The 15,161-nt window shown below is 74.7% G+C and carries 1 protein-coding gene and 3 pseudogenes; all 4 read right to left on the bottom strand.

The genetic code is table 11. The features are described from left to right. Positions 1-73: 73 nt before the first annotated feature. A pseudogene (locus B207_RS43190) lies at positions 74-5,977 on the bottom strand (type I polyketide synthase); the annotation flags it as partial. Between the two features lie 732 nt (positions 5,978-6,709). Further along, positions 6,710-7,549: pseudogene (locus B207_RS43185) on the bottom strand (polyketide synthase dehydratase domain-containing protein); the annotation flags it as partial. A gap of 168 nt (positions 7,550-7,717) precedes the next feature. Continuing rightward, a pseudogene (locus B207_RS43180) lies at positions 7,718-10,336 on the bottom strand (type I polyketide synthase); the annotation flags it as partial. Positions 10,337-10,417: 81 nt separating this feature from the next. Beyond that, positions 10,418-15,161 (bottom strand): type I polyketide synthase (locus B207_RS0127015; RefSeq protein ID WP_026311498.1); only part of this gene is annotated, 4,744 nt, incomplete at its 5' end.

Genomic DNA, 15,161 nt, shown 5'->3' with positions numbered 1-15,161 from the left:
GCCCACTGGAGCCGGCGGGAACAATGTTTACCACCGGCTCCGGGCCAGGCGATACCAGTTCAGTCGAGAATTCCTAGGAGACGCCCAGCTCCTTGTCGATGAAATCGAAGATCTCGTCCGCGCTGGCGGAGTTCAGCTGGTCCGCCACGGTGGCCGCTCCGGCGGCGGCGGCTCCGGTGTCGTCCTGCGCCTCCGTCCACCTGGCCAGCAGGCCCTGCAGTCGCATGGTGATGCGAAGGCGGGCGGCCTCGTCCTCGGCGCCGGCCGCCGCCAGCACGGCCTCCACCTCGTCGAGGCCGGCCAGCACCGATTCCGCCGGATTCACCATTCCCGCGCCGAATTCCGCCCGCACGAACTGCGCCACCGCCCGGGGAGACGGGTGGTCGAACACCAGGGTGGCCGGCAGCGCGAGACCGGTCGCCACCTTGAGCCTGTTACGGAAATCGACCGCGGTGAGCGAGTCGAAACCGAATTCCCGGAACGGCCGGCCCGGGTCGATCGCCTCCGGGCCGGGATACCCCAGAACGGCGGCGGCGTGGGCCCGGACCAGTTCCAGCATGAGCTCCTCGTGCTCGTGCGGCGGCGCGGCGGCCACCCGCCGCCGCAGCTGCGCGGCCACGTCCGCGTCGACCGGCGTGGCGGTCTCGGTGGCGCGAAGCCGCCGGACCTCGGGCAGGTCCTCGATGAGCGGGCGGCGCCGCGCGATGGCGAACGCGGGCGCGAACACCGACCAGTCGATGTCGGCGACCGCGAGGAACGTCTCGCCCGCGCCGACCGCGTGCCGCATCGCCGTGACGGCCTGGACCGGGTCCATGCCACGCAGACCACGCCGCCGCATGTACTCCTCACCGCCCGTCTCGGCGACCATGCCGGCACCCGCCCAGAAACCCCACGCGATCGAGGTCACCGGCAGGCCACACCCGCGGGCCTGCTCGGCGAGCGCGTCGAGCGCCGCGTTGGCGGCGGCGTACGTCCCCTGTCGCGCGCTGCCCCACACGCCGGCGTTGGAGGAGAAGAGGACCACTGCGTCGAGCAGCTCGGGGTCGAGCAGCTCGAGCAGGTGGACCGCGCCGGCCACCTTGCCGGACCGGGTCGCCGCCAGCTCGTCCAGGGTGGCCTCGGCCAGCGGCGTCGGGGCGAGCGTCCCGGCCGCGTGCACGACGGACCGCACCGGCTCGCCCTGCTCGGCCAGCCGGGCCAGCAGCTGCGCGACCTGGGCGCGGTCGGCGGTGTCGCAGGCGGCGACGGTCACCCTGGCGCCGAGCGCGCGCAGCTCCTCGGCCAGTTCCGCCGCGCCCGGCGCGGCCTCGCCCCGCCGGCTGGTGAGCACGAGGTGCTCGGCGCCGGCCCCGGCCGCCCAGCGGGCGACGTGCCCACCGAGTGCCCCGGTGCCACCGGTGACGAGGACCGTGCCGGCGGGCTGCCAGTCGCTTCCCTGCTCCGCGGCCGGTCCCGGTCCCGGCACCGGCGCCGGCGCAGGTGCCGGCACCAGGCGGCGGGCCAGGACGCCGGTGGGGCGCACCGCGATCTGGTCCTCGTCGTCGAGTCCGGCGAGGACGGCGGCGACCCGGTCGGCCGTCCGCGCGTCGACGTCGGTCGGCAGGTCGAGCAGGCCGCCCCAGCGCTCGGGGTACTCCAGGCCGATCACCCGGCCCAGCCCCCACACCTCCGCCGGCGCCATCCCGGCGGGCGGGTCGGACGGGACGGCCGCCACCGCACCGCGGGTGACGATCCACAGCGGGGCGTCGATGCCGGCGTCGTCGAGAGCCTGCGTGGCGACGAGGGTCCGGGCGACGTCCGCGGGCACGTCGGGTGTCGCCGCCCCGTCTGCGCCGGTCACCAGCAGCACGACCCCCGCGGGCCGGCCAGCGTCCGCCGACCATTCGAACAGTCGGCTGGTCAGCGCGTCACGGTCGGCCGCGCCGTCGACGCTCAGGACCGCGGCCTCGGCGCCGTGGTCACGCAGCACCTCACCGAGCCAGGCGGCGTCGTCACCGGCGTCACCCGTGGTCAGGAGGAGCCAGGTGCCGGCGAGACGGGCGGGCTCGGGCTCGGGCACCGGCCGCCACGCCACCCGGTACCGCCAGGAGTCCACGGTCGACCGGTCCCGGCCCGCCCGCCGCCAGGTCGCCAGCGCGGGCAGGACGGCGGCGAGCGCGTCCTCGTCAACGCCGAGCTGCCCGGTCAGCGTGGCCATGTCCGCCGCCTCCACCGCCGACCAGAATCCCGCGTCGTCCGCGTCGCCCGCCGGCGTCTGCGCGGCCGGGTCGTCGGTCAGCCAGAAGTGCTGCCGCTGGAAGGGGTACGTCGGCAGCTCGGACAGCCGCCAGGCGCCCCGCCCCGGCAGGACCGTGGACCAGTCGACGGGGATACCCGCCACATGCGCCTGCGCCAGGGTGAGCGCCTCCCGCCTCGCGTCGTCCTCGCCGCGGCGCAGTGTCCCGACGTAGGCCACCTCGCCGATGTCCTCGGCCTCCACCGTCTCCTGCAACGCGACGCTCAGCACCGGGTGGGCACTGACCTCGACGAAGTGGCGGTAGCCGTCCGCGAGCAGGCGCTGCAGCACCGGCGCGAAGAGCACCGGCCTGCGGAGGTTGTCGTACCAGTAGGCCCCGTCCCGGTAGCCCGCGTCGGCGGGGACGGTCATCGGCTCGCCGGTCACCGTGGAGTACCATGGCACCCGGCCAGGCACGATCCGGGCCGGTGCCAGCTCCGCCAGCACCCGCTCACGGACCGCCTCGACCTGGGCGGAGTGGCCCGCCACGCTCGACTTGATCTGCCGTGCCCGCACGCCCTCGCTCTCGAACCGGGCGAGCAGCTCCCGCGCCGCGTCGACGGAGCCGGCGATGACCACCGACGAGGGGCCGTTCACGCCCGCGATCTCCAGCCGGCCGGCGTACTCCTCGATCCGGGCCCGCACCGTGTCGAGGGGCGCCGCGATCGACGCCATCATGCCGGCCCCTGCCAGCCCGCTCAGCGCCTTGCTGCGCAGTGCGACCGCCAGGGCCCCGTCCCGCAGCGACAGCGCCCCGGCCACCACGGCGGCCGCGATCTCGCCCTGGGAGTGGCCGACCACCGCGGCGGGCCGCACGCCGTGCGCGTCCCACCAGGCGGCGAGCGAGACCATCACCGTGAAGAGCACCGGCTGCACGACCTCGATCAGCTCCAGCGACGGCGTGTCCGGTTCCTGGCGCAGCACCCGCTCGACGGAGAAGTCCACGAACTCCGCCAGCGCCGCGTCGCACTCGCGCAGCCGGGCGGCGAACGCGGGCGAGCTGTCCAGCAGATTCGCCGCCATGCCCGCCCACTGGCCGCCCTGGCCCGGGAAGACGAACACCGTCCCACCCGCGGGGCCGGCGACGCCGGAGACCACGTCGGCCGAGGGTGTGCCGTCGGCCAGCGCCCGCAGCCCGGCCGGGCCGAGTGCCACCGCCCGGTGTGCCAGCGCGGCGCGCCGGGTCAGCCCCGCGCCGACCGCCGTCAGCGGCACCTCGGGCCGCTGACGCAGGAACGCCTCCAGCCGCGCCGCCTGGCCCCGCAGCCCACCGAGATCATGAGCCGACACCAGCAACGGCACGAGGGGAAGGCTCTCCTCGATCGTGGGTTCGTCCCGGGTCTCCGCCGGCTGTTCGATGATCACGTGGGCGTTGGTGCCGCTGATCCCGAAGGAGGAGACGCCCGCCCGGCGGGGGCGGTCGAGCCGCGGCCACTCCCGCCGCTCGGTGAGCAGCGCGACGGTGCCGGGCGACCAGTCGATGTGCGGCGAGGGCGCGTCGACGTGCAGCGTCTGCGGCAGGATGCCGTGCCGGATCGCCAGGATCATCTTGATCAGCCCGGCGATGCCGGCGGCGGCCTGGGTGTGTCCGAGGTTCGACTTGACCGACCCGAGCCACAGCGGGCGCTCGGCCGGGCGGCCCTGGCCATAGGTGGCGAAGAGCGCCTGGGCCTCGATCGGGTCGCCGAGCCGGGTGCCCGTGCCGTGCGCCTCAACGGCGTCGACGTCCCGGGTGCCGAGGCCGGCCTGCGCGAGCGCGGCCCGGATCACCCGCTGCTGGGACGGGCCGTTGGGCGCGGTCAGGCCGTTGCTGGCACCGTCCTGGTTGACGGCCGTGCCGCGCACCACCGCGAGAACCTGGTGGCCGTGGCGCCGGGCGTCGCGCAGTCGCTCCACCAGGAGCACGCCGACGCCCTCCGCCCAGCTCGAGCCGTCGGCGGCGGCGGCGAACGGCTTGCAGCGCGCATCGGCGGCCATCGCGCCCTGCCGGCTGATCTCGACGAACGTGCCGGGGTTGGCCATCACGGTCACACCGCCGGCCACCGCGAGGTCGCACTCGCCGCGTTGCAGCGACTGCACCGCCAGATGCAACGCCACCAGCGACGACGAACACGCCGTGTCCACCGTGATCGCCGGCCCCTCGAGACCGAACGTGTAGGCGACCCGCCCCGACACCACACTGCCGGCGGTTCCCGTCGCGAGATACCCCTCGACCCCGTCGGGCATCGATCGCAGCTGCGTGCCGTAGTCGTGGTACATGACGCCGGCGAAGACACCGGTACGGCTGCCCCGCAGACCCGTCGGGTCGAGTCCGGCGCGTTCGAAGACCTCCCAGGTCGTCTCGAGCAGCAGCCGCTGCTGCGGATCCATCGCCAGCGCCTCACGCGGCGAGACGCCGAACAGCGCCGCGTCGAACTCGGCCGCGTCGTAGAGGAANCCCCCCTCGTGGACGAAGTCGCCCTCGACCGCCCAGCCGCGGTCGACCGGGAAGCCGCCGATCGCGTCGACTCCGCCGTGGAGCACCCGCCAGAAGTCCTCCGGCGAGGCCACTCCACCCGGGAAGCGGCACGCCATGCCGACCACGACGACCGGGTCGTCGTCATGGCCGGCGGGGGCCGCCACCACGGCCCGTTCCTGGTCTCCGTCCACCTGGGAGAGCAGATACCTGGCCAGGGTGTGGGCGTTGGGATAGTCGAAGACCAGCGTCGCCGGCAGGGCCAGGCCCGTGGCGAACTGGAGGCGGTTGCGCAGCTCGACGGCGGTGAGCGAGTCGAAGCCGAGGTCGCGGAAGGCCTGGTTGCGGTCGATCGTCGTGCCGGCCGCGTGACCGAGGACGGTGGCGGCGTTGGCGCGGATCAGTTCGAACAGCGTCTGCTCCCGCTCGGCCTCGGAGCGGCCGGCGAGGCGCTGGGCGAGCGCGGTCGTGTCGGCGGGGCCGGTGGCCCTGCGCGGTCCGGTGCGGACCAGCCCGCTCAGGACGGTGGGCAGCATGCCGGTCTCGGCGGTGGCACGCAGCGCCGGCAGGCTGAGCGCGATCGGGACACTCGCCCCCAGGTCGGCCGCCAGCGCGGCGTCGAACAGGGCGAGACCCTGCTCGGCGGTGAGCGCGAGGACGCCACCGCGCCGCATGCGCTGGCGGTCGGCCTCGCTCAGCTCACCGGCCATGCCGGACTCGGTCTCCCAGAGACCCCAGGCGAGCGAGGTGGCCGGCAGGCCGCGGACCCGCCGGTAGGCGGTGAACGCGTCGAGGAACGCGTTGGCGGCTGCGTAGTTGGCCTGCCCGGGGTTGCCCAGGGTGCCGGCGGCCGAGGAGAAGGTGACGAAGGCCCGGATCCGCCGGCCCGCGGTGGCCGCGTGCAGGTTGAGGACGGCGTCGACCTTGGCCCGGAGTACGGTGTCGAGCCGCCCGGGGGTCAGCGAGATCATCATGGCGTCGTCCAGCACGCCGGCGGTGTGGATGACGGCGGACACGTCGACGCCGTCGAGCGCGTCCGCGAGCGCGGACCGGTCGGCGACGTCGCAGGCGATCAGCCGGGCCGTGGCACCTGCCTCAGTGAGGTCCCGCACGAGCTCCGGGCCGCCGGGGGCGCCGCCGCCCCGGCGGCTGAGCAGCAGCAGGTCCCGGACCCCGTGCCGGGCGACGAGATGCTTCGCCAGAAGCACGCCGAGCTGGCCGGTCGCACCGGTGAGGACCACCGTGCCAGCGCCGAAGGGCCTTTCGGCGTCGCTCGCCGGCTGGCCAGCGTCGCTCAGCGACGGTGCTGTGTCACTCGCCGCGGTGGCCTGCACGAGCCTGGGCACCAGTGCGGCGCCGCCGCGGAGTGCGGCCTGTAGGTGGCCGGCGGCGACCACGGAGGGGACCAGGTCCCGCGCGGACGGTTCGTCGACGTCGACGATGGCGATCCGGCCAGGGTTCTCGGACTGTGCGGATCGCACCAGCCCCCAGAGCGCGGCGTCGGCGATGCCCGGCACGGTGTCGGCCGCACGGGCGGCGACCGCGCCCTCGGTGACCACGACGAGCCGGGTCCGCGCCCACTGTTCGTCGGTCACGAACTCCTGGAGCGCGGCCAGCACCGCGGCGGTGCGCGCCCGGACGCTGTCCGCGTCGACGACGTCCGGTTCGGTCGCCTCCGAAGCGGCGGTGGTTTCTGAGGCGGCGGTGGCTTCTGAGGCGCTGACGCCGTCGCGCACACAGTCGAGCACGAGGAAGGCGGGCGCCGCCCCGCTCACCGTGCTCAGCCCGTCCGCCAGGCTGACCGTCGCCCAGGCGCCGTCCGCCGCCGGCTGCCCGGCGTCGACTGCCTGCCCAGCCTCGGCCGGCAGCCCGGTGTCGGCGGGCAGCCCGGTGTCGGCGGGCAGCCAGTCGAGCACCAGCAGGGAGCCGGCGCCGGCACTGCTGGCACCCGCACTGCTGGCCGCGGGCAGCTGGGCGGGAGTGACCGCGCGGACGGTCAGCGCCTCGACCTCGATGACCGGCAGTCCCGCCTCGTCGGTGGCGGTCAACCGGATGGTGTCAGTGACGTCGCCGGGGGTCAGCCGGACGCGCAGGGCCGTGGCGTCCACGGCCTGCAGGCGTACTCCGGAGAAGACGAACGGCAGTCTCACGGCGCCCGCGCCCGCGCCTGCGTCTGCGCCCGCGCCGGGTCCTGACTCCGGAGCCGCGTCCGGCCCGGGTGCCTGGGCGGCGGCGGCATGCAGCGCGGCGTCGAAGAGGGCCGGATGGATGCCGAAGCCCGTCACCGGCTCGTCCAGCCTGATCTCGGCGAACAGGTCGGGACCGCGCAGCCAGGCCCGCTGCAGGCCCTGGAACACCGGGCCGTAGGTGAGACCCTCGCCGGCCAGTTTCTCGTAGAGGGCGGCGGCGTCGACCTGCTCCGCGTCGCGCGGGGGCCAGTCGGTCGACGCCCAGTCGGCCGGCGCGGCTTCGACCGAGGCGGCGACCGCGACCGAGGTGGCGGCCGCGACCGAGCCGGGGCGGAGGACGCCGGTGGCGTGCAGCGTCCAGGGCAGGTCGTCGCCGTCCTCGGGGCGGGAGTGGATGGTCACGGCCCGGCGGCCGTCCCCGGGCGCCGGCTCGCCGGCGGTCACCCGGAGGTGGACGCCGCCGTGCTCGGGGAGGGCCAGTGCAGCCTGCAGGACCAGCTCCTCGACGACCGGGGCGTCGGTCCACTCCCCGGCACGCAGCGCCAGCTCGACGAGCGCCGCGCCGGGCACGAGCGCGGTACCGAACACGACATGGTCGGTCAGCCACGGCTGGTCCGCGAGCGAGAGCCGTCCGGTGAAGACGACGGCGTCGCGGTCGGGCAGCGCCACGGCGGCGCCGAGCACGGCGTGGTCCGGGTCGGACAGCCCGGCGCCTGCCAGGTCGCCGGCGACCCGCCCGGACTCGAGCCAGTAGTGCTCGCGCCGGAAGGCGTACGTGGGCAGGTCGAGCAGCCGCCGGGCGCCGGTGCCGGCGAACCACGCCGACCAGTCGACCGGGGCGCCCCTGGTCCAGGCCTGGGCGAGGGACCGCAGCCGGGCGGCGGGGCCGTCCTCACCACGGCGCAGGGTGCCCCACACCGCGACCGGTCCGGTCTCGGCCGCGACCTGCTCCACCGCGAAGGTGAGCACCGGATGCGGGCTCACCTCGGCGAAGCGCCGGACGCCGTCCGCCAGCAGCCGTTCGACCGCGGGCGCGAACCGCACGGTCTGCCGCAGGTTGCGGTACCAGTAGTCCCCGCCGACCGCCTCGGTGACCGGCTCGCCGGTCACCGTCGAGTACCAGGACACCGTCGGCGGTACACCGGTGACCTCCGCCAGCTCGGCGACGATGCGCTCCCGTACCTGCTCCACCTGCGGTGAGTGTGACGCGTAGTCGACGTCGATCAGCCGGGCGCGGACGCCCTCGGCCTCACGCTGGGCCACGAACGCGAGCGCGGCGGCCCGGTCCCCGGCGACCACGACCTGGGCGGGCCCGTTCACGGCCGCGATGTCGAGGGCCGGCTGCCCCGCGAGCCACTCTCGCACCGTGTCGACCGGGGCCCCGACCGAGACCATCGCGCCGTCACCGTCGAGTCCGCCCAGGGCGGCACTGCGCAGCGCCACCACCTTGGCGCCCTCCCGCAGCGACAGCGCCCCGGCCACCACGGCGGCGGCGATCTCGCCCTGGGAGTGGCCGACCACCGCGTCCGGACGCACACCGAACGACTCCCACCAGGCGGCGAGCGACACCATCACGGCCCAGAGCAGCGGCTGCACCACCTCCACCCGGTCCAGTTCGGCCCGGGTGCGCAGCAGGTCCAGCACCGAGAAGTCGACGAACTCGCGCAGCGCGGCGTCGCACTCGGCCATCCGCCCGGCGAACACCTCCGAGGAGTCGAGCAGGTCGACCGCCATGCCCGCCCACTGCCCGCCCTGCCCGGGGAAGACGAACACCACGCCGCTCGAGGGCACCACCGAACCGGAGACGACCTCGGCCGACGGCACCCCGGAGGCGACCGAGCCGAGCCCCGCCGGGTCCACCGCGACCGCCCGCGCCCGCAGGGCCGCCCGGTGGGTGAGTGAGTATCCGATGTCCGCGATCGACCGTTCGCCGAGGAACGCGGCGAGGCGGGCCGCCTGGTCGCGCAGCCCGGGTTCGTCCACGGCCGACACGAGCAGCGGCACCGCGGTCTCCACCGCGGTCTCCACCGCGGGAGAGACGGTGGGAGCCTCGACGGCAAGAGGCGTGGCGGGAGGCGTGGCGGGCGCCTCTTCCAGGATCACATGGGCGTTGGTCCCGCTGAAACCGAACGAGGAGACCGCCGCGCGGCGCGGGTCGCCGGCGCTCGCCCAGTCGCGCTGCTCGGTCAGCAGCGAGACGGTGCCCGGCGACCAGTCGATGTGGGGCGAGGCATCCTCGGCGTGCAGCGTCTTCGGCAGCACGCCGTGCCGCATCGCCTGGATCATCTTGATGAGTCCGGCGATGCCGGCGGCGGCCTGGGTGTGCCCGAGGTTCGACTTGACCGACCCGAGCCACAGCGGCGGACGTTCGGCCGGCCGGTCCCGCCCGTAGGTGGCGAAGAGCGCCTGCGCCTCGATCGGGTCACCCAGCCGGGTACCGGTGCCGTGGCCCTCGACCACGTCGACCTGGTCCGCGGTGAGGCGGGCGTCGGCGAGGGCCTGCACGATCACCCGCTGCTGGGAGGGACCGTTGGGCGCGGTCAGGCCGTTGGACGCTCCGTCCTGGTTGACGGCCGTCCCCCGCACCACCGCGAGCACGTGATGGTTGTGCCGGCGGGCGTCGGAGAGCCGTTCCACCAGCAGGACGGCCGCGCCCTCGGACCAGCCGGTGCCGTCGGCCCGCGCGGAGAAGGCCTTGCAGCGGCCGTCACCGGCGAGCCCGCCCTGCCGGCTGAACTCGACGAACGTGTCGGGGTTGGCCATCACGGTCACCCCGCCGGCGACCGCGAGGTCGCACTCGCCCCGCCGCAGCGACTGCACCGCCAGGTGCAGTGCCACCAGCGACGACGAACACGCCGTGTCGACCGTGATCGCCGGCCCCTCGAGACCGAACGTGTAGGCGACCCGCCCCGACACCACACTGCCGGCGGTTCCCGTCGCGAGATACCCCTCGGCCCCCTCGGGCAGGGCGGCGAGACGCTGGCCGTAGTCGTGGTACATGATGCCGGCGAAGACGCCGGTACGGCTGCCCTTCAGCCCGAGCGGGTCGACACCGGCGCGTTCCAGCGCCTCCCAGGTCGTCTCGAGCAGCAGCCGCTGCTGCGGATCCATCGCCAGCGCCTCACGCGGCGAGACGCCGAACAGCGCCGCGTCGAACTCGGCCGCGTCGTAGAGGAAGCCCCCCTCGTGGACGAAGTCGCCCTCGACCGCCCAGCCGCGGTCGGTGGGGAACGGGCCGATCGTGTCGACACCGTCGCGGACGACGGCCCAGAGGTCCTCCGGCGAGGCGACGCCGCCGGGGAAACGACAGGCCATGCCGACGACCGCGACCGGCTCGTGCGCCTTCTCCTGCACCTCGACGAGGTTGCGCCGGGCCTGTCGGAGGTCGGCGGTGGCCCGCTTGAGGTAGTCGCGAAGCTTCTCTTCGGTGTCCATGTCCCGCCAGCTCCCCTGTGTCCCTGGGCGATCGTGTGATCAGACGGCACGTCAGCTGGCGCGTCAGCTGGCGCCGAGTTCGTTGTCAAGCAGGCTGAACAGTTCGTCGTCGCTGGCCGCCACCAGATCGGCGTCGCCGTCGCCGTCACCGTCACCGTTGCCGTTGCCGGTCGCGGGCACGGCGTTCCACGTGGCGAGCAGTGCCTGCAGCCGCAACGCGACCCTGGTCCGGGTGGCGTCGCTGGGCCCGTGGCCGGCGATGCTGGCCTCCAGCCGGTCCAGCTCCGCGAGCAGCGCCCGATCGGCCGAGGCGTCGTCGGGGGCCAGCGCCACGCGCAGGTGCTCGGCGAGGGCCGACGGCGTCGGGTGGTCGAAGACGAGGGTGGGCGGCAGCCGGTGGCCGGTGTCGGCGGCGAGCCGGTTCCGCAGCTCCACCGCGGTGAGCGAGTCGAAGCCCAGCTCCTGGAAGGCCTGGCTGTCGTCCACCTCGGACGGGCTCGCCAGGCTGAGCACCGCCGCGACGTGGTTGCGCACCAGCACGAGCAGGGTGCGGCTCTGCTCGGCGACGGAGAGCGCGGCAAGCTGGCGGACGAAGGAGCGGTCCCGCTGGTCGGCCGGCTTCACCGCGCGCCGGGCGGACGTCGGCACGAGCCCGGCGAGCACCGGCGGCAGCCCCGCGGCCGCGCCGGCCTGGCGCAGCGCGGGCAGGTCCAGCCCGACGGGTACCAGCAGCGCCGCATCCGTCCCGCAGGCCGTGTCGAACAGACCGAGTGCGCGCTCGGTCTCCAGCGCGAGGACGCCACCGCGGCGCATGCGGGTCCGATCGGTGCCGCTCAGGGCGCCGCCTATGCCGCCGTCAGCGGCCCACAGGCCCCAGGCGAGCGAGAGGCCCGGCCGGCCGGCGGCGCGGCGGTGCGCGGCGAAGGCGTCCAGGAAGGTGTTCGCGGCGGCGTAGTTGCCCTGGCCCGGGTTGCCGAGGATGCCCGCGACGGAGGAGAACACGACGAAGGCGCTCAGCGTCTGCCCGGCGGTCGCCGCCTCCAGGTTCAGGACCGCGTCGACCTTGGCGTGCAGCACCGCGTCGAGCCGCTCGCGGGTGAGTGAGGTGAGCACGGCGTCGTCGGTGACACCCGCGGCGTGCACGATCGCGCTGACCTCCCGATCCGCCAGCACCCGGCGAACCGCGTCCGCGTCGGCGAGGTCGCATGCCGCCAGCTCCACCCGGGCACCGGTCGCGCGCAGCTCGCCCACCAGGTCCGCCGCGCCGGGCGCCGTCCACCCCCGGCGGTTGATCAGGAGCAGATCCCGCAGACCGTGTGTCGTGACGAGGTGGCGGGCGAGGGCTGCGCCCAACGCTCCGGTGGCGCCGGTCACGACCACGGTCGCCTCGCCGAACACCGCCGCCGCAGCGCCGGCCGCCCGCGGTTGCGACTGCGACTGCGGCTGGGACTGCGGCTGGGACTGCGCTGCCAGGCGGGGCACCGAGACGGCGTCGGCACGGATCGCGGACTGGGGATGGCCGGCCTCGACGATCGCCGGCAGCAGCCCGCGGGCCCGCGGGCTCCCGTCGGTGTCCACCAGGAGGATCCGGCCGGGGTGTTCCGCCTGGGCGCTGCGCATCAGACCCCAGATCGCGGCGCTGGCCAGGCCCGGCAGCTCCTCGCCGGTCCGCGCGGCGACCGCGCCGGAGGTGAGTACGAGCAGCCGGGTGTCGCCCCACTCGGGATCGGCGAGCCAGGCCTGGAGGGTGGCCAGCGCGGCACCGGTCCTGTCGCCGACCGCCCGCGCGGTGAGCGGTGCGGGGGCCGTGCAGTCCAGGAGCAGGACCGGCGGGGTGACCGCCGGGGTGACCGACAGGTCGGGCAGCGGCTCTCCGAGCGACAGCAACGACCAGGTCTCGTCCCCGCCGATGCCGGGCCTGCCGGTCCCGGTACCGCCGGCCCCGGCCCCGATCTCCTGCGGGACCCACGTCATCGTGAAGAGGGCCGGATCGTCGGTGGGGAGCTCGTCGACGGCGAGCGGACGCAGCGCCAGGCCGTCGATCCGCCCCACCGGCAGGCCCGACCCGTCGGCCAGGTCCAGCCGCACCGACTCGCCGTCCGCCGTCAACCGGACCCGCAGCTCCGATGCACCGGCGTCCCGGAGGCCGACACCGGTGAAGGCGAACGGCAACCGCGCGGCGGTGTCCGCCGCGGTCATCAGCGCCGACGGTGCGATGGCATGCAGGACGGCGTCCAGGAGGGCCGGGTGCAGCGCGAAACCGTCCCCACTGCCCTCCGTGCGAATCTCGGCGAACGCCTCGTCGCCGCGCCGCCACAGCCGCCGCAAGCCGCGGAAGGCCGGTCCGTAGCCCAGCCCGGCCGAGGCCAGGTCGTCGTAGGCGGCCGTGACGTCGACCTCCACGGCCCCGCGCGGCGGCCAGACCACCAGGTCCGCGTCGTCGTCGACCACGTCGCCGGTGGCCACGTCGTCGGTGGCCAGCATGCCGGTCGCGTGCACCACCCAGGCACCTGCGTCATCGTTGCGTGAATGCACCGTCACCGGACGGCGTCGGTCATCCCCGTCGTCTCCCACGGTCACCCGCAGCGCCACGCCAGCCCCGTCCGGAAGCACGAGCGGGGCCTGCAGCAGAAGCTCCTCCACCCGCAGCAGCCCGACGCTTCGGCCGGCGGTCATGGCCATGTCCAGCAGGGCTGTGCCAGGGACCACCGTCCGGCCCAGCACCGTGTGGTCGGCGAGCCACGGGTGCGTGGTGACCGCGAGCGATCCGGTGAACACCAGGACAGCTGAGCCGGGTAGCTCGACAGCCGCGCCCAGCAGCGGATGCCCCGTGGCACCGAGTCCGAGCCCCGCTGGGTCTCCCCCCGCGCCGGACCGCCGCCGGGGCCAGAACCGCTCGTGCTGGAAGGGGTAGGTCGGCAGCTCAACGAAACCACCACCACCGATCATGACGGCCCAGTCGACGTCGGCGCCGTGCACGAACAGCTCGCCGACCGCCGCCAGGACGGTGGCGACCTCGTCGCGATCCCGGCGCGAGGCCGCCACCGCGACCACCTCGGGCGCGGCGTCCTGCACCATCGCGGTGAGGATCCCGTCCGGGCCGACTTCCAGGAACCGGGTCACGCCGAGGTCTGTCATGGTCTGGACGGCGTCGGCGAAACGCACCGGACGGCGTACCTGGGCCACCCAGTACCCCGGATCCGACCACTCGCCTGATGCGACCGCAGCGCCGGACACTGTCGAGACCGCGGGCAGAGCCGGGTCGGTGAACGTCAGGCCACGCACCACCGCCTCGAACTCGGCCAGCATCGGCTCCATCAAGACCGAATGAAACGCATGACTGACCGACAACCGCCGGTTCCGCCAGCCGTGCTCATCGGCGAGGACCGCCACCTGGTCCAACACCGCGTGCGGACCGGACAGCACGACCGAGGCTGGCCCGTTGACCGCCGCGACATCGACGACCAGACCCCGCGCCGACAGCGCGGCGAGTACCTCCGCCTCACCGGCGCCGATCGCGAGCATCCCCCCACCCGGCGGCAGCCCCTGCATCAACCGGCCCCGCGCCGCCACCAGCACCGACGCATCCGCCAGGCTCAACACCCCCGCCGCGTACGCCGCCGACACCTCACCAATCGAATGCCCCGCCACCACCTCCGGACGAACCCCCCAATGCCTCAGCAAACCGAGCAGCGCCACCTCCACCGCGAACAACGCCGGCTGCGCACACCCGGTCTGCTCCAACACCTCCGGATCGCCCTCGACCACCTCCCGCACCGAACGGTCCAAATGCGGATCCAACAGCGCACACACCTCGTCGAACGCCGCCGCAAACACCGGAAACGCCNCGTACAACCCCCGACCCATACCAACCCGCTGCGCACCCTGACCGGTGAACACGAGCCCCAACCGACCCTCGACGGCCACACCGCTGATCGCCCCCGCGCCCTCGGCGAGCGCGGTCAGTTCGCGGTGGAGGTCGTCCCGGTCGCCGGCGAGGACGACCGCGCGGTGGACCATCGCGTCGCGGGTGGTCAGCGACCGGGCGATCGTGGCGAGATCGGCCCCGTCGGGCAGCTGGTCACGCAGGCCGCTGGCCCTGCGGCGCAGCGCCGTCTCGGTCCGCGCGGTCACCACGACGGGCAGGACCGGCGGCCCGGCGGCGGGAGCGATGTCGGTCGTCGGGGCGGGTACCGGTGGGGGGGATTCGAGGATGACGTGGGCGTTGGTCCCACTGATCCCGAACGACGACACCCCCGCCCGGCGAGGACGACCCTCCCACACCGGCCAGGGACGCGACTCCGTCAGCAGCGACACCGCACCCGCCGACCAGTCCACCCGCTCGGACGGCGCATCCACATGCAACGTCGCCGGCAGCTGCCCATGGCGCATCGCCAGCACCGTCTTGATGATCCCGGCCACCCCGGCCGCGGCCTGGGTATGACCGATGTTCGACTTCACCGACCCCAACCACAACGGCCGGCCCTCCGGCCGACCCTGACCATAGGTCGCCAGCAACGCCTGCGCCTCGATCGGATCCCCCAACACCGTGCCCGTCCCNTGCGCCTCCACCACATCCACATCCGGCCCGGTAACACCCGCACTCGCCCACGCCTGCCGAATCACCCGCTGCTGCGACGGACCGTTCGGCGCCGTCAACCCATTCGACGCACCATCCTGATTCACCGCACTCCCCGCCACCACCGCCAACACCGGATGACCCAACCTGCGGGCATCAGAAAGCCGCTCCACCAACAGCACCCCCACACCCTCACCCCACCCCGTACCATCCGCCCCCGCCGCAAAC

Source organism: Parafrankia elaeagni, from assembly GCF_000374165.1.
Classification (GTDB): Bacteria; Actinomycetota; Actinomycetes; order Frankiales; family Frankiaceae; genus Parafrankia; species Parafrankia elaeagni.
This window is presented reverse-complemented; position numbering and strand designations above follow the sequence as displayed.